The organism is Intrasporangium sp., from assembly GCF_036566125.1.
GTDB lineage: Bacteria > Actinomycetota > Actinomycetes > Actinomycetales > Dermatophilaceae > Intrasporangium.
The window spans coordinates 1-14,167 of record NZ_DATCWX010000241.1; the positions used below are offsets into that span (position 1 = coordinate 1).

General features: G+C 70.3%; 14 protein-coding genes. 7 read left to right on the forward strand and 7 right to left on the reverse strand.

Annotation, left to right across the window (positions count from 1 at the left end; all coding sequences use genetic code 11):
• The 3 genes from VIR15_RS14830 to VIR15_RS14840 all read left to right on the forward strand — a co-directional run.
• Nucleotides 1-1,438: HNH endonuclease signature motif containing protein (locus VIR15_RS14830; RefSeq protein ID WP_331929026.1), on the forward strand; the 1,438-nt coding region annotated here is incomplete at its 5' end.
• A 624-nt stretch (nucleotides 1,439-2,062) separates the two neighbouring features.
• Entirely contained in the window at nucleotides 2,063-2,539 is a 477-nt protein-coding gene (locus VIR15_RS14835) for a MarR family winged helix-turn-helix transcriptional regulator (RefSeq protein WP_331929028.1), read from the forward strand.
• Nucleotides 2,540-2,553: 14 nt separating this feature from the next.
• Complete coding sequence (locus VIR15_RS14840) at nucleotides 2,554-3,399, forward strand: alpha/beta fold hydrolase (protein ID WP_331929030.1); 846 nt, start codon at nucleotides 2,554-2,556, stop codon at nucleotides 3,397-3,399.
• 101 nt (nucleotides 3,400-3,500) lie between these two features.
• On the opposite strand, the gene VIR15_RS14845 is transcribed toward VIR15_RS14840, so the two are convergent.
• From VIR15_RS14845 to VIR15_RS14860, 4 genes are all read right to left on the reverse strand, one after another.
• Nucleotides 3,501-4,175 carry a DUF2231 domain-containing protein gene (locus tag VIR15_RS14845; protein WP_331929032.1) on the reverse strand — a complete coding sequence of 225 codons (675 nt, stop codon included), beginning with the start codon at nucleotides 4,173-4,175 and terminating at the stop codon, nucleotides 3,501-3,503.
• A gap of 75 nt (nucleotides 4,176-4,250) precedes the next feature.
• Nucleotides 4,251-6,623, reverse strand: a complete 2,373-nt coding sequence (locus VIR15_RS14850) for a lysylphosphatidylglycerol synthase transmembrane domain-containing protein (RefSeq protein WP_331929035.1) — start codon at nucleotides 6,621-6,623, stop codon at nucleotides 4,251-4,253.
• A 153-nt stretch (nucleotides 6,624-6,776) separates the two neighbouring features.
• Entirely contained in the window at nucleotides 6,777-7,448 is a 672-nt protein-coding gene (locus VIR15_RS14855; RefSeq protein WP_331929037.1) for a response regulator, read from the reverse strand.
• Complete coding sequence (locus VIR15_RS14860; protein ID WP_331929039.1) at nucleotides 7,445-8,569, reverse strand: sensor histidine kinase; 1,125 nt, start codon at nucleotides 8,567-8,569, stop codon at nucleotides 7,445-7,447. The genes VIR15_RS14855 and VIR15_RS14860 overlap by 4 nt, the downstream gene beginning before the upstream one ends.
• A 214-nt stretch (nucleotides 8,570-8,783) precedes the next feature.
• Between VIR15_RS14860 and VIR15_RS14865 the strand changes: the two genes are divergently transcribed.
• From VIR15_RS14865 to VIR15_RS14880, 4 genes are all read left to right on the forward strand, one after another.
• The gene (locus VIR15_RS14865) at nucleotides 8,784-9,212 is read left to right on the forward strand and encodes a DUF6223 family protein (protein ID WP_331929042.1); all 429 of its coding nucleotides are present in this window, start codon (nucleotides 8,784-8,786) and stop codon (nucleotides 9,210-9,212) included.
• An 80-nt stretch (nucleotides 9,213-9,292) separates the two neighbouring features.
• Nucleotides 9,293-9,709, forward strand: a complete 417-nt coding sequence (locus VIR15_RS14870) for a ChaB family protein (protein ID WP_331929044.1) — start codon at nucleotides 9,293-9,295, stop codon at nucleotides 9,707-9,709.
• A gap of 24 nt (nucleotides 9,710-9,733) precedes the next feature.
• The gene (locus tag VIR15_RS14875; RefSeq protein ID WP_331929047.1) at nucleotides 9,734-10,741 is read left to right on the forward strand and encodes an acetamidase/formamidase family protein; all 1,008 of its coding nucleotides are present in this window, start codon (nucleotides 9,734-9,736) and stop codon (nucleotides 10,739-10,741) included.
• Nucleotides 10,742-10,812: 71 nt separating this feature from the next.
• A complete protein-coding gene (locus VIR15_RS14880; protein WP_331929049.1) occupies nucleotides 10,813-11,571 on the forward strand; it encodes an SDR family NAD(P)-dependent oxidoreductase in 759 nt (252 codons plus the stop codon).
• 43 nt (nucleotides 11,572-11,614) lie between these two features.
• Here VIR15_RS14880 and VIR15_RS14885 read toward each other — a convergent pair whose 3' ends face one another.
• The 3 genes from VIR15_RS14885 to VIR15_RS14895 all read right to left on the reverse strand — a co-directional run.
• Nucleotides 11,615-12,151, reverse strand: a complete 537-nt coding sequence (locus tag VIR15_RS14885; RefSeq protein WP_331929052.1) for a hypothetical protein — start codon at nucleotides 12,149-12,151, stop codon at nucleotides 11,615-11,617.
• A 1-nt stretch (nucleotide 12,152) separates the two neighbouring features.
• Nucleotides 12,153-12,404, reverse strand: coding sequence for a DUF4242 domain-containing protein (locus VIR15_RS14890; protein WP_331929054.1), 252 nt, complete (start codon nucleotides 12,402-12,404; stop codon nucleotides 12,153-12,155).
• A 148-nt stretch (nucleotides 12,405-12,552) separates the two neighbouring features.
• On the reverse strand, nucleotides 12,553-14,167 hold a 1,615-nt coding region (locus VIR15_RS14895; RefSeq protein ID WP_331929057.1), incomplete at its 5' end, for a helix-turn-helix transcriptional regulator.

A 14,167-nucleotide genomic window follows, 5' to 3' on the forward strand; every position in this document is an offset into this window, starting at 1 on the left:
CTTGGGCGCCGGGGCTGACAACGCTGGTCCGGGCGCTACGGAGGCACCGCGTGCGCGGCGTCCTCGGTTGCGTGACGTCGGGGGCCGGGCGCCGGGCGGGCTGTGGGGCCACGTGCCGGCGGACGGGCCGCTGCCGTTCCACCCGCGGGAGGTCGAGTCGGTCGACCTGTCCGAACTCGATCTGGAGGGCGCGGACGCGGACTGGTTCGAGGCGAACTACCCCGGCCCGACCGAGCCGCCGCAGTTTGAGGAGCCGGTCGCGGTCAAGGTCGACGCGCTGCTCGGGAAGCCGCTGGGGCGGCACGGCTCCGACCTGCTCGCGCACACGGTGGGGCACCTGGCCGGCCTGCGGGCCCAGCACGAGGTGATGCTGGTCAACGTGCTCGCCGAGCTGCAGGAGCGCGGCGAGGAGCCGCCGGGCGGGCTGCGCGTGACGGACTGGCTTCGCTCGCTCGACCCGACCCTGACCTCCGGACAGGCCAAGGACTACCTCACCGTCGCCAAGGCGGTGACCCAGCCGCGCTGGGCCGAACTCGCCGCGCGGGTCACCATGCAGCACGTCACGGTCGCCAAGGCGGCCCGGATCATCGAATTTCACGAGCGGACCGAGCGGGTCGCCGACCCGGAAGACGTCGCGACCGCGGTGCAGGATCTGGTCGACCGGGCGCCGGAGCTGATCCACGAGGACTTCACCGGGCTGGTGCGCCACCACACTGAGGAGGTCCGTCCCCCGAAGGACGAGGACCGCTTCGACGAGGGCCGCCGCGCCAGCCGCGGGCTCTGGTTCGGACAACCGTCACGGACCGGGATGGTGCCGATGCGCGGCGTGCTCGACCCGGAGGCCGCCGCGGTGATCAAGTCCGCGGTGGACCCGCTGTCGGTGCCCTGCCCGACCAAGGACCGGCACGGGCACACCCTCGAGCCGGACCCGCGCACCCCGGCCAAGCGGCGCGCGGACGCGCTGCTCGAAATCGTCGCGCGTGGGGTCGCCGCCGCGGACGGGCTGCCCACGACGGACAAGGCCAAGCTGGTCGTCACGGTCGAGCACGACGTGCTGGCCGGGCGGCTGCCCGGGACCGCCTTGGCGATGTCCGGCGACGTGCTGTCGGTGTCCACGGTGCGCCGGCTCGCCTGTGACGCCGCGATCATCCCGCTGGTGCTGGGCAGCAAGGGTGAGCCGCTGGACGTGGGGCGGGAGCGGCGGCTGGTCACGAAGGGCCTGCGGACCGCGCTCTGGCAGCGCGACCAGGGATGCAGCTTCCCCGGCTGCACCATCCCCGCGGCGTGGACCGACGCGCACCACGTGCTCCCGTGGTGGTCCGGCGGCAAGACCAGCCTGCTCAACACCGCGCTGCTCTGCCGCCGGCACCACACCTACGTGCACCGCCACGACCTGACCGCGACCGTCACCGCGACCAGCGTCACCTGGCACGTCTAGCTCGCCCGTCCCGAACCCCGCCACACCGGGCGGGGCCACAGGCATGCCCGCCGCGTCACGCCCGTGAGGCAGTCGCTGACCGTCGCAGGAGAGCGATGTTCGCGGCGATGAGCCAGGCCCAGAACAGTGCGTAGGGCACGAGCCAGAGCTGCGAGGTCCAGACGAAGCGTGCCGCGACGAAGCCCACCGCACTCGAAACGGCCAGCCACCCCTGCCAGCGGGGAGCCAGCCCTCGGCCAAGGTCGCCCAGCCGCTCGCCAAAGCGAAGCCGACCAAGCCCAGCCAGGAGTTGGCAAACCCGATATTGCCCTCGTCGAACGCATAGAGCGCGAGATCAGGGGTTACGCCCTCCAACTGGGCGGCCGTGGCCCAGGAGGTGCCGAAGACGACGGCGGACACGAACACCACCATCGACGCGACAGCGGCTGTCCGGAGCCACGAGCGCTCGCCCTCGAGGCGCCCGAAAGTTCGGATGTCGTCGACGGTAGGAGCCCGACCTGCGCCGAGGCACCGAGGCTGGCCCCGTCCTCACCCCGCGGGCACCCACCAAACGAGGCCTCGTCGGTCATCCCGTCAGGAGATAATTATTGACAACAAGATTGTCATATTGACAAGGTGGCTGCCATGATGCGCAAGGCCGAGGAGCTCTATGAGGCGATCCGCCTCATCCGTCCGATCCACCAGCTGTCGGCCCACGTGGTCACCGAGCAGCTCGCCGGCCACGCGCTGACGATGCCCATGCGAGCGGTGCTCGAGGTGCTCCACTTCGGCGGCCCGCAGACCGTCCCGCAGCTCGGACGGGCACTCTGGATCACCCGTCAGGGCATCCAGCGGATCGTCGACGACGCCAAGGGGCTCGGCTACGTCGAGTCGCGAACAAACCCGGGCCACAAGCGATCACACCTCATCGTCCTGACCGAGAAGGGCAGCACGACCTACCTCGACGTCCACGACGCAGAACTCGAGCGGATCGACCGCATGGCGGCGCCACTGCCCGACGAGGACCTCGAGGCGACCGTGCGCGTCCTGGCCCACGTCGTCCTCGAGCTGCAGGCCATCGCCGGCGGCGACACGAACCAGCCCACCAACCAGCAGACCTGACGGAAGGACCAACCATGCCCCAGCTCGACGTCCCAGGCGGCCACATCGACTACCTCGACACCGGCGCTGGCGACACGTTGGTTGTCCTGCTCCATGCCGGCTACGTCGACCGCCGCATGTGGGATCACCAGATCGACCACCTCGCACCGCACAGACGCGTCATCGCCCCCGACGCCAGGGCGCACGGCCAGTCGTCGACACCGTTTGAGCCGTTCCGCCAGTGCGACGACGTCGCTGCCCTCATCAGGCACCTCGACGCGGGCCCTGCCATCCTCATAGGGACGAGCATGGGTGCCGGCACCGCCGTCGACACGGCGCTCGAGTACCCCGAACTCGTCAAGGCCCTGGTCATCAGCGGCGCGGGGACGAACGAGCCGGTCTTCGAAGACCCGTGGTCCTTGTCCCAGCTGGCTCGCCTCCAGCGCGCGATGGACGCCATGGACGCGGCCGCGTGGATTGCTGCGGAGCTCGATTACGCCGCCGGACCGGCTCGCACGCTCGACGACCTCGACCCGGCCGTGGTCGAGCGGTTGCGCACGATGCACGGGCACTTCGTGGCCACCCATGTGCGACCCGGGATCGTCCCGCCGGACCACGTCGTGGGCTCGTGGGAGCGGCTGCCCGAGATCAACGTCCCGCTTCTCGGCATCGTCGGCGAGCTGGACGGGGCCGACCACCACCACATGTGTGAACGAGCCGTGGCGAGCGTCCAGGACGGCCGCGGCGTCGCGCGCGTCGAGAACGCCGGTCACTACCCCAACCTTGAGAGGCCCGCCGAGTGGGATGCCATCGTCGATGAGTTCCTGGCCGACCTCGACGTGGTCCCCTCTGCCGACCTCACGTCCCAGCGCAGGTCGTGATCTGTCGTATGCCGCTGAGCCCGCTCCCAGCCCGACGCTGAGCGAGCGTAGAGCTGGGAGGAAAGTCAGCGGCATACGACCTCTTGCAGTTTGCCGAGCGCTCACGGCACGGGCGGCTGGGGCTGCCTGAAGGCGTGGCCGTCCCCCTGACGGTCGTGATGCGTGTCGTAGGCGCCCGGCCCGCTCGGGAGGAACTGGGCGTCGTCCCGGTCGGACGCGAAGCCTGGGTGGCGGCTGGCGACCTCGCGCACGGTGACGAGGTGGCCGCCGAGGTACGCGGCCGCGACGGTGATGCCGGAGCCGGCCAGGGACAGTGCTGCTCCGAGCCGATGGTGTGAGCCGCGGCGAGCCATCCACGAGCCGGCATAGAGGCCGAGCGAGGCGACGTTGAGGGCCGCATGGGCGATCCCCACCCGCTGAGACCGGTGGTCCGCTCGACTCCACTCGGCCCAACCCGTCAGCGCTGTGGGCACGGCGCTGAGGAGGCCCATGCCAATGAGCTTCTGAGCGGCCGGATGCGAGGCCTTGCCGCCGAGGAGGTCGAGCGCTGCCGTCGCCGTGAACAGTCCGATGGGCAGGTCAGTGAGGGCCGGATGAAGAGCGTGGCCCATCCACTCGCCACGTAGCGCCGACCCGGTCGCTGAGTCACGCAGGGGGTGCGTCAGTTGAGCAACCTTGGCCACGGCGGGGTCGAGTCGTTTGTCGTTCTCCAGCCCGACGGCCGCCCTGGCGGCTGGCGGTAGGTTCGTCGGTGCCAAAGGCTCGTCTGCAGACATGCCGGGCCTGTACCCGCCTGGAGCTCCGTCAGTCCCTCCGGATATCAAGGGCCGGTCGCGGATGAGCATTGTCGATCAGATGGCCCGCAGCTTCTGGAGCCGGTTGAGGGAATACCAGCCGAAGGGGATCGGCAGCCAGTACGTCGCCAGCCGGTACAGGAGGACCGAGGACACGGCCGTCCCTCCGTCGACCCCGATGGCGATCAGGCCTGCAGACATCGCGGCCTCGATCCCGCCGAGGCCGCCGGGGGTTGGCACGGCAGAGCCGATGATCGCGCCGGCGAAGTAGACGACGGCGATGGCCGCAACCGGCTGTGTGGCCCCGAAGGCGCGTGTCGCGCAGACGAGGGCGGCCACGAAGGACACGTCCAGCAGGAGCGCCCCGATGAGCAGTTGTGCGAGCTTGCGCGGGTGCTGCAGTACCGAGAGGACCTGAGGGACGACGGTCTTGATCCGGGGCACGATGCGGTTGGTGATGAGCCGGCGCGCCCGCGGGACAGCGAGCAGGGCGAGGAACAGGAGGACGACGATGGGCAGGGCCGCGACCAGGGCCACCGGCGGCGTGAAGGAGGCCCGCGGGCCGGTGCCGGCGAGGACACCGGAGACGACGAGCAGGACGAAGTACGAGGTGAACTGGGCCAGCTGGGCGACCCCGACACTCGCTCCCGCCACCGCCGGATCAGCCCCGGCCTTTTGGAGGTAGCGGGTGTTGAGGGCGATATTGCCGATCGCGGCCGGCGCCACCAGCCCGCTGAAGGCCACGGCGAGCTGGGTCATGTAGGTCCGGACGAACCGCAGCTTCAGGTTGATCGACCCGCTGAGCGCCAGCGAGGCTCCGGCGAAGGTCAAGGCGGCGAAGACGACGGTCGCCAGGGCCCAGCCCTGACTCGCGCTCGCGATGACTTTGGGCAGGTCGATCTGGGCGAGCTGGGTGAGGAGCAGGTAGGCCGCGACGCCACCGCCGACAACGGTGACCAGACCGCGCAGCGTCACGCGCCGAAGCTCGATGGGCTCGACGGGCTCCTCGACGGGTCGGTGGCGTTGGATCTCGTCCCGCAGCGCGCCGAGCAGGGTCTTGTCCTCCTTGAGCGCCGCGCGCGTCGTCGGCGTCATGGCGATCGGCTGCAGGAGCGGCAGCGCCCGGGCGACCGCATCCTCTCCGAGCTCGGCGGTGGCAGTCTGGACGGCCCGCTCGACGCCGACGGCGAGGCCAACTGTCGTAAGCAGCTGTGCTGTGTCGATGCGCAGGGTGAGCTCGTCGGCCGCGATGTCGCCGCCGATGCGCAGGACACCGGCACGGCCGTCGTCGGTGAGCATCACGATGTCTGGACCGAGCCCCCGGTGAGCCACGCAGAGTCGCAGCAAGGTGGCGTGCATGCGCCAGATCTGGGCGAGCTGGGCGTCGTCGAGATCAGCTCCGAGTTCGGACACCGGCGTCCCGGCCGGGTTGAGGAAAGCGATGACGGCGGAGAACGGACCGACCTCGCGGGCGGCCAGCGGACGCGGCGCGGGGATCCTCGCCTGAGCAAGGGTCAGGCCCATGAGGGTCCGGTGCTCCAGCTCGGCGCGCAGCGTCAGCCCGGGGCGGGTCGAGCCCTGTCGCAGGCGCAGCAGGCGAAGCAGTCGTCGGCCGGAGGCGAGCCCGAAGGTGTCGCGGTCCATGACCTGGACGTCCACCGGCGACGAGCTCGTCGTGCCTCGGTAGCGACGGTCCCCGGCGTGGTCGGAGTCCACCGCCTCGAGCCGCACCAGTGGCACGCCGGCTGCGATGAGCGCATCGGCGATCACCACGCCCGGAGGCCGGGTCGAGGTGGCGCCGAACCCGAACCGGAAGGCGAGGCCGACGGCCCAGCCGAGGAGCAACGAGCTGAATACGGCCAGGGCCGTGCTGGCGCCGGAGAGGAACGCCGTCACAGCGATGGACCCGATCACCACGACCGCAAGGGGGGCGATCCATTTGCGCCCGATGATGTCGGCAACCGTGAGCAGCGCCACCATCGAGACGATGACCGCGTCAAACGGGTCGGTGCGCCCCTCGCCGAGCGGACGGGTCAGGGCAAAGACCACGTCGCCCAGACGACCGGCGAGGATGAGCGAGCTCAGCCCGAGCACGACAAGGGCCGCCGCGCCGGTTGCCGCGAGTGCATGGACCAGCTGCACCGGCCGGCCGCGGACCAAGAGATCGGCTCCGACGGCCAGCGGCAGGACGACGACGCCGATGCCGGAGAGCCAGCTGAAGAGCTGGAGGAGAATGCGGGGCAGGCCGCTCGTCGCCAGTGCGAGGTCCTGCTCCAGAGCTCCCGTCGTGCCCACCGCCACGTCGGCGAGGGCGAGCGAGGCAACGAGGACGACGAGGACGAAACCCAGCTTCAGCGCGTCGGCGGGTCGACGCACGCGATCCGGGATCGGCGGTTCGAGGACCTCGACTGGTCTCTGCGCGCTGGACATCAGTACCATCCTGCCCCAGTCGCCGCTCCCGGCCCCGCCGTTCACCCGCGTGTCGTATGCCGCTGAGCTTGTTCCCCGCCCGACACGCCGGCGATCGTTCGGCTGGGAGCCGACACAGCGGCATACGGCCACTTCTTGGCGGTTACCCCGTGCTCACGGAGAGGAGCGGCTTCGAGGTGTCACCAGGCCGGACTCGTAGGCAAGCACCACGAGCTGCGCGCGGTCCCGGGCGTGGACCTTCATCATGGCGCGGTTGACGTGGGTCTTGGCCGTCGTCGGGCTGATCACCATGCGCTCGGCGATCTCGTCGTTGGACAGGCCGTGCGCCGCGAGGGCGACGGCCTCGCGCTCGCGGTTGGTCAGCTCCTCCAGGCCGGCCGGAGTTCCAGTGTCGAGCGGCTGGGCGACGTACCGGCTGATCAGCTTGCGGGTGATCGAGGGTGCGAGCAGCGCGTCGCCCCGCGCGGCGACGCGCACGGCGTGCAGGAAGTCCTCCGGCAGGATGTCCTTGACGAGGAACCCGGCGGCGCCGGCGCGCAGCGCGTTGAAGACGTACTCGTCGAGGCCGTAGTTGGTGAGGATCACCACGTGGACCCGGTCCAGGTCCGGATCCGCTGCGATGCGGCGCGTCGCCTCGATGCCGTCGACGCCCGGCATCTGGATGTCGATGAGCACGAGGTCGGGCAGGTGCGCCCTGGCCAAGGCCAGGCCCTCGTTCCCGTCGGCCGCCTCGGCCACGACCTCGATGTCGTCCTCGAGGTCGAGCAGGGCCCGGAAGCCGCTGCGGATCAGCGGCTGGTCGTCGACCAGCAGGACCCGGATCATGAGGTCTGCTCCACGGGCAGCTCCGCCTCGACGGTGAAGCCGCCCTCGCTGCGCGGCGCTGCCCGGAGGCGGCCACCGAGGGCGGTGACGCGTTCGAGCATCCCGAGCAGGCCCACCCCTGGAGCGGAGGTGATGCTCGGGGTGGCCGGGCCGTCGTCGTCGATGCGCACCGCGAGGGCGTCCGGACGCCAGTCAATTCGAACAGAGGCGGTCGCCGAGGCCGCGTGCTTGGCTACGTTGGTGAGCGACTCCTGCACGATCCGGTAGACGGTGCGACCGACCGCGGCAGGGACGTCCCCTCGTTCGCCCTCGATCGTGAGCGTTGCGTCGAGGCCACTCGCACGGGCGCGATCGACGAGCTCTGGGAGATGGTCGATACCGCGCGGCGGGTTGCTGTCGCCGTCGCGCAGGGCCGCGAGGGTGGCCCGCAGCTCCCGGCTCGCTTCACGTCCCGCCTCCTGGATCGCGAGCAGGGCCTCCGGCACCTCCTCGCCGCGTCGCCTGGCGACGTGGACGGCGACCTCGGACTGCAGCTTGATGACCGAGATCTGATGGGTGAGCGAGTCGTGCAGCTCGCGCGCGATGTGCAGTCGCTCCTCGTCAGCTCGTCGCTGAGCGGTCTCCTCGCGGGTGCGATCCGCCTCGTCCGCGCGCAGCTCGGCCTGGCGCAGCGCCTCACCCGCGGCCGCGGCCGCGATGAGCCACGCCACCTCGAGGGCGTCCCGACCCTGGGCGAGGGCGGCCCCGAGGTCGTGCCCGTTGGCGAGGGCGGCGAGGGGGAGGGCGGCCAGCATGGCCACGCTTGCCGCCACCGTTGCGAGGCGATGTCCCGCGCGCATGGCGGCATAGACCGCGAAGAGGAACGCGACGGCAGGGACGTCGAAGCCGATCGCCTGGTAGCCCACCGCGCAGGACCCGGTCACGGCGAGGACGACGAGCGGGGCGCGGCGGCGGGCCGCCAGCGCCAGTCCGCTTGCGACGAGGAGCGCATAGCCGAGCTGGTTCAGGTCGCCGGTGGTGGGCTCTGCGGACATGCCAGAGACCAGTAGCGCTGCCGCCAGGCCGACGGCGATGACCCCGTCGCCGACGTCGGCCGGGACCCGCAGCCTTCCGCGCTCCATGAGCCGACCCTAGCCGGGTGGGGCCGGAGGGGAATCACGCCCGTAGAGGAGGTTGTGGCTACTGCAGGCGCAGCAGGTGATGGGTGCTTTGCTGCAGGTGCGGCAGCCGGGTGCGATATCCGCGGCAGCACCAAGTGTCCGCTCTTGTGGGACGCGCGGTGGCGCTACGGACGGCAGGCTCAATGGACAGCCAAAACGACACGAAGGAACCATCATGTCAGTCGTATTCACGATCGCGGCACCGCTCGTCGCGGTGGCCTCAGACCCATCCGCGCTGCCCTCGGCCACCTCCTACGAGCTGACCTCCGGCAGGCTGCTGGCCACGGTGGCGGGAGTCGTTGGACTCGCCGGGGCCGTTGCCGGTGGGCTGGCCCTGGCCCACGCGACTGGTCGGATCGGCTCCGGTCCGGGGCGACGCGGCGCCGTCGCTTCTCTCGTGTCCGGGCTGGTGGCCATGGTCGTCGGCGCGGCGATAGCGACGACGGCAGACGGTGGCCTCGGCACCGGCAACGGGTTTGGCGGCTCTGTCGTCGCGATGCTCGTGGGGCTGGTCGCCACCGTGCTGGGCGGGGTGGGTCTGGCTCGTTTCCGCCGAGCCGGCTCTCCGGCTGACCGACGCGAGCGCCACGGTGTGCTCGGATGAGCCCCGACCGCACAGGGGATGTCAGCCCAGCGTTCGGGGTAGGGGCTTGGGGTCACAGCCTGGCCACGAGGAGAACCAACATGCCCGCCAAGGACGAGATGCCGTCGACGCTGGAGCGCTCGCCCAAGGAGGCGCAGGACCTCTGGGCGACGGTTCACGACAACGCCGTCGAGCAGTACGGCGAGGGCGAACGCGCCCACCGGACGGCCTTCGCCGCGCTCAAGCACAGCTTCGAGAAGGTCGGCGACCACTGGGAGCCGAAAGCTGAGAAGGGCCCCTCCGATGCCCAGGCGGCTCGCGAGGGGGCCCGGGCCCGTCGAGGAGGCGAGACCGCCGGCGGTGTCGACGCCAACGCGTCCAAGACACACCTCTACGACGTCGCGAAGCGCCTCGACGTCAAGGGCCGGTCCAAGATGACCAAGGATGAACTCGTCGAGGCCATCGGTCGGGCCAACGACCGCGAGTCGAGAAAGGCGCGGGAACGGGAGGCCCACTGAGCCTGCAGTCGAGTACCTTCGATCATGGACGTCATCGAGTACACGCCCGTTCGTGACGAGTACGCCTACACGTTCGGGGGCGCCGCCCCGGCGATGCGGATCAAGCCAGGGAGCGCCCTTCGGCTCTGGTCCGACGACGCCTTCGGTGGAGCGCTGCGAAGCGTCGACGACCTGTCGAGCGCCAAGGTCGACCTTCGCTTCGTCAACCCGCAGACAGGGCCGTTCTTCGTGGAGGGTGCCGAGCCCGGCGATACCTTGATCCTGCATCTCGTCGCTCTCGAGCCGGCGCGGGACTGGGGCGCGTCCGCAGCGATCCCCTTCTTCGGCGGCATGACGAGCACCGATCGCGTCGTCACCCTGCAGGAGGCCCTGCCCGACACGACGTGGATCTACGACTTGGACCGCGCCCGCGGGACAGTCGGCTTCGTCGCACGGCACAGCGAGCACCGCGTCGAGCTGCCGCTCGAGCCGATGCTCGGCACGGTGGGTGTCGCTCCGGCCGGGGGTGAGGCCCGCTCCTCCCTGGTTCCCGAGCGCTTCGGCGGCAACATGGATACTCCCGAGATGCGGGCCGGCTCCACGGTCTACCTCGGCGTCAACGTCGAGGGCGCGCTCTTCTCGATCGGGGACGGGCACTATCGCCAGGGCGAGGGCGAGGCCTGCGGCACCGCGGTCGAGGGCGCGATGACGAGCACGCTGATCGTCGACCTCGTCAAGGGCCATGCGCCCGGGTGGCCGCGGATCGAGGACGACACCCACATCATGACCGTCGGCTCCAGCCGGCCAATGGAGGACTCGTGGCGCATTGCCAACGCCGAGCTCGTCCGCTGGGTGAGCGTCCTCCATGGGATGCACGTCATGGATGCGTACCAGCTGTGCTCGCAGATCACGCGAGTGCCCGTCGCCAATGTCGTCGACGCCAACTACAGCGTGGTCGTCAAGGCAGCCAAGGCTTTGCTGCCCGCAGCCGACGTCCTCGGGGGCATCCACGCCGACCTGCGCGAGCGAGCCCGCACGCTCGGCACAGTGTGAGCCCGACCGGGGCCCACTGCATTCGCGTCCTCCGGATCTGACAGCCGTCCTCCACCAACGAAAGGCACGACATGGATCTCCAACTCGCCGGCAAGCGAGTCCTTGTCACCGGCGGCAGCCGCGGCATCGGCCGCGCCATCGTCGAGGCATTCCTCGACGAAGATGCCGTGGTGGGCTTCTGCGCCCGCGACCCTCAGGCAGTCGCAACGACTGCTGACGAGTTGGCCGGCCGGGGCCAGGTCACGGGCACCGTCGTGAATGTGGGCGACGCCGCGGCGCTGGCGGCTTGGGTGCAGTCCTCGGCCGAGTCGATGGGCGGTATCGACGTGGTCGTCGCCAACGTCAGCGCGCTGGCCATCCCCGACACCGAGGAGAACTGGGAGCTCAGCCTCAACGTCGACGTCATGCACACCGTTCGCCTCGTGCGAGCGGCGATGCCCTTCCTCGAGCGCAGCGACGCCGCGTCGATCATCGCCATCTCGAGCGTGTCAGGGAGGGAGTCGGACTTCGCGTCCGGACCGTACGGCACGGCGAAGACAGCGATCGTCGGCTACATCCACGGCCTCGCGATGCAATTGGCCGAGAAGGGGATTCGGGCCAACACCGTTTCGCCGGGCAACACCTACTTCACGGGCGGTGTGTGGGAGAGCATCGAAACCGGCAATCCGGAGCTGTTCGAGATGGCGGTCGGCCTGAACCCCACCGGCCACATGGGCACTCCCGCTGACGTGGGTGGGCCGGTCGTCTTCCTCGCCAGTCCCGTGGCGAGCCGCATCAGCGGCACCAACCTCGTCGTCGACGGAGCACTGACCCGCGGCATCCAGCTGTGAGACCGTCTGGCGCCCTCGCGAGCTCTTGCGTCCCATCCCTTGATCAGGTGCAGTGCACGTCCGGGTTCCAGTCGTTGAACGTGCCGTTGCGGTTGGCCTTCTCGTGCCAGACGTGCAACTCGTAGAAGTCAGGAAGGCCGTAGCGGTTCCCGGCCGAGACCCGAGCGAAACGCTGGCCGTAGAGAATCGGCGCGTGGGCGTGCGTGGCCTCCCAGGCGTCCGCGAAGACGATGTACTCGGCCGCGATGAGGGCGAGCGACCCGTTCGGCCCCGGCTCGTAGATCAGCGCCTCGGGGGCGAGCCGGCTCACCCTGCCGTCGACCAAGTTGGCGGCGTCGACGAAGTGGATACCCATGGTTCCGGTTCCCTCCGGATCCTCGATGCACGTGATCCCGTTGACGTCGAAGACCTGGGTGGTCCACGGGTTGGCCGGCCCGGACCGGTAGGGCGCGGTGGCCTCGCGGAGGTCCGCGAGCTTCGCCGTGTGGCCAGTCGTCTCTGACCGGCCGATCGCTCCGGCGCTCGCGGAGCCGGCGACGAGGCATGTGGTGCCGAGGGCGGCCGCCAGTGCTGCACGCATCTCAACTGCCCTCTTTGACCTCGTAGATGGCATCGGCGACGAGGCCGTGTGCGTCGCGGTGGACGGTGTTGGCGGCCTCGGCGTCGGGCGCCTCGACGAGGCAGAAGATCTGGCCCTTGCCCTGGTCGACCCAGTAGCGCAAGTAGTTGACGTCGTGCGGCCCCTGGGTGGCCAGGTCTGCCGCGTGGGCCTTGGCGACATCGTCCATCGTGACGCCGTCACCGAGCGAGTGAACGTCCATGAAGAGTGGCATCGTGCCCTCCCTTTCCGCGGGTGGTTGGTGTGTCTTCAGGGTCACCGAACGGAATGGAGCCGGGCATGGGGGACGGCTACCCATGTTCGGGTCGGTCGAGCCGCTACCCAGGACGCCCGTGATCGTTACGTATGACGCGAGACCCTTTTCAAGGCGCCGACGAGTACCACTCGATGACGTCTCTGCGTGAGCCCACACCGGCCTTGGCCAAGATCGATGACACGTGGTGCTCTGCCGTCCGTCGAGAAATGACGAGTTGGTCGGCGATGGCCGAGTCCGACAGGCCCTGGACCAACAGGTCGGCCACCTCGGACTCCCGTCTCGTGAGCCCGTTCGGATGGGTGCGCGTCGCGCGGCCGGGCGCCCGCGGTGCCGTCCGGCCCAGGGCGCGCAGGTCGGCTCGGCACCGGGCGGCGGCGGCGTGAGCCTTGATCTCCTCGAAGATGCCTGCCGCCTTGGCGAGTGCGTCGGGGTCGCCACTGCGTGCCAGGGCGAGGGCTTGGTCGAAGGGGCAGCCGAGGCCCTCCCACAGGGCGGCCGCCTCCTGCCACGCTCCGGCGAGTTCCGCGGCGAAGGGAGGTGCTACCTCACGGTGTGATGGACGTGCACCCGGTGGCAGCCAGCGCAGCACTGCGCCCCGGTTCCACCGACAGTCCGCTCGCTCGACCAGTTCCAGGACGGCGCCTGCGATCTCGCCGGCCTCGGCATCGCGCCGCCCGAGCCAGGCGAGCTCGCTACGCAACGCGGCGACCGGGGCCACCACCTGCACTTCGCCGATTCCGTCGGCCAAGGCGGCGGCCCGCGCCACCAGGGCCTCGCAGCCACCCTCGCCGCGCCGGCCCCTCACGTGGGCCAGACTCACGAGTGGGGTCAGGGCGGCATTGCTCGCCAGTGACGGGTGGGCGAGGACCGCCTCGGCCCGACGCTCTGCTGCGGCCAGGTCGCCCCGATTGACCTGGAGCTCCGCATCGCACGCCAGCAGGTAGTTCGTCCAGGAGTCGAGGTCGCGCTCCGTGCAGTACTCGAGCCCCTCCAGCACGTGACGATGCGCGTCGTGGTGGCGACGCTGGGCAATCGCGCTCGATGCGAGGTTGACGTAGGCGCGGGCAGCGTGCTCGTGCAGCTCCGCTTGACGCGACAGGTCAAGGCTCTCCTCGAGCATCGTGACACCGGAGGCCCGGTCGCCGGCGACCACCTCGATCGTCCCGAGATTGTTGAGGGCGTGCGCGCGCAGCTCGGTCCGTGCTCGGCCCTCGGGGAGGGAGTCGAGGAGAGACAGGGTCCGGGCACCCCACGTCCGGGTCGCCGCACCATCACTCGTGAGCATGTACAGCTGGGTCATGTTGCTGTAGGCATAGGCGAGCTCCGGAGTCGGGGGCCCCTCGAGGACCTGGAGCGCCCGAACTGCCGCAGCCTCGGCGTCGGCGTTGCGTCCCTCGAACCACAACAGGCGAGACAGGCACCGCCAGGCGTCACCGACTCGGGTGGTCGCCCCCAGCTGCTCCCAGATGTCACGCGCGCTTTCCACGGCCGCCGAGGCATCTTCGATGCGGCCGGTGATGTACAGCTCGTAGCCGAGTGACCAGTACAGGTCTGCGATCTGTTCGTCAGGCAGCCCGCTGCCGGAGAGGCGGGCTGCATGAGCCAGGGCCCGCTCGAACTGGCGTGCCGCCTCGCGGTGGGAGCCGAGCTCGGCGGCGCGTCGGCCCGCGACAGTGGCATGCTCGACGGCTGACTGGCTGTCGCCCGCGGCATCCGCGTGG

Bases quoted from the DNA above. Each gene is read 5' to 3' on its own strand.
- VIR15_RS14835 (WP_331929028.1), top strand. From the start codon at position 2,063: ATGATGCGCAAGGCCGAGGAGCTCTATGAGGCGATCCGCCTCATCCGT.
- VIR15_RS14840 (WP_331929030.1), top strand. From the start codon at position 2,554: ATGCCCCAGCTCGACGTCCCAGGCGGCCACATCGACTACCTCGACACC.
- VIR15_RS14845 (WP_331929032.1), bottom strand. From the start codon at position 4,175: ATGTCTGCAGACGAGCCTTTGGCACCGACGAACCTACCGCCAGCCGCC.
- VIR15_RS14850 (WP_331929035.1), bottom strand. From the start codon at position 6,623: ATGTCCAGCGCGCAGAGACCAGTCGAGGTCCTCGAACCGCCGATCCCG.
- VIR15_RS14855 (WP_331929037.1), bottom strand. From the start codon at position 7,448: ATGATCCGGGTCCTGCTGGTCGACGACCAGCCGCTGATCCGCAGCGGC.
- VIR15_RS14860 (WP_331929039.1), bottom strand. From the start codon at position 8,569: ATGGAGCGCGGAAGGCTGCGGGTCCCGGCCGACGTCGGCGACGGGGTC.
- VIR15_RS14865 (WP_331929042.1), top strand. From the start codon at position 8,784: ATGTCAGTCGTATTCACGATCGCGGCACCGCTCGTCGCGGTGGCCTCA.
- VIR15_RS14870 (WP_331929044.1), top strand. From the start codon at position 9,293: ATGCCCGCCAAGGACGAGATGCCGTCGACGCTGGAGCGCTCGCCCAAG.
- VIR15_RS14875 (WP_331929047.1), top strand. From the start codon at position 9,734: ATGGACGTCATCGAGTACACGCCCGTTCGTGACGAGTACGCCTACACG.
- VIR15_RS14880 (WP_331929049.1), top strand. From the start codon at position 10,813: ATGGATCTCCAACTCGCCGGCAAGCGAGTCCTTGTCACCGGCGGCAGC.
- VIR15_RS14885 (WP_331929052.1), bottom strand. From the start codon at position 12,151: ATGCGTGCAGCACTGGCGGCCGCCCTCGGCACCACATGCCTCGTCGCC.
- VIR15_RS14890 (WP_331929054.1), bottom strand. From the start codon at position 12,404: ATGCCACTCTTCATGGACGTTCACTCGCTCGGTGACGGCGTCACGATG.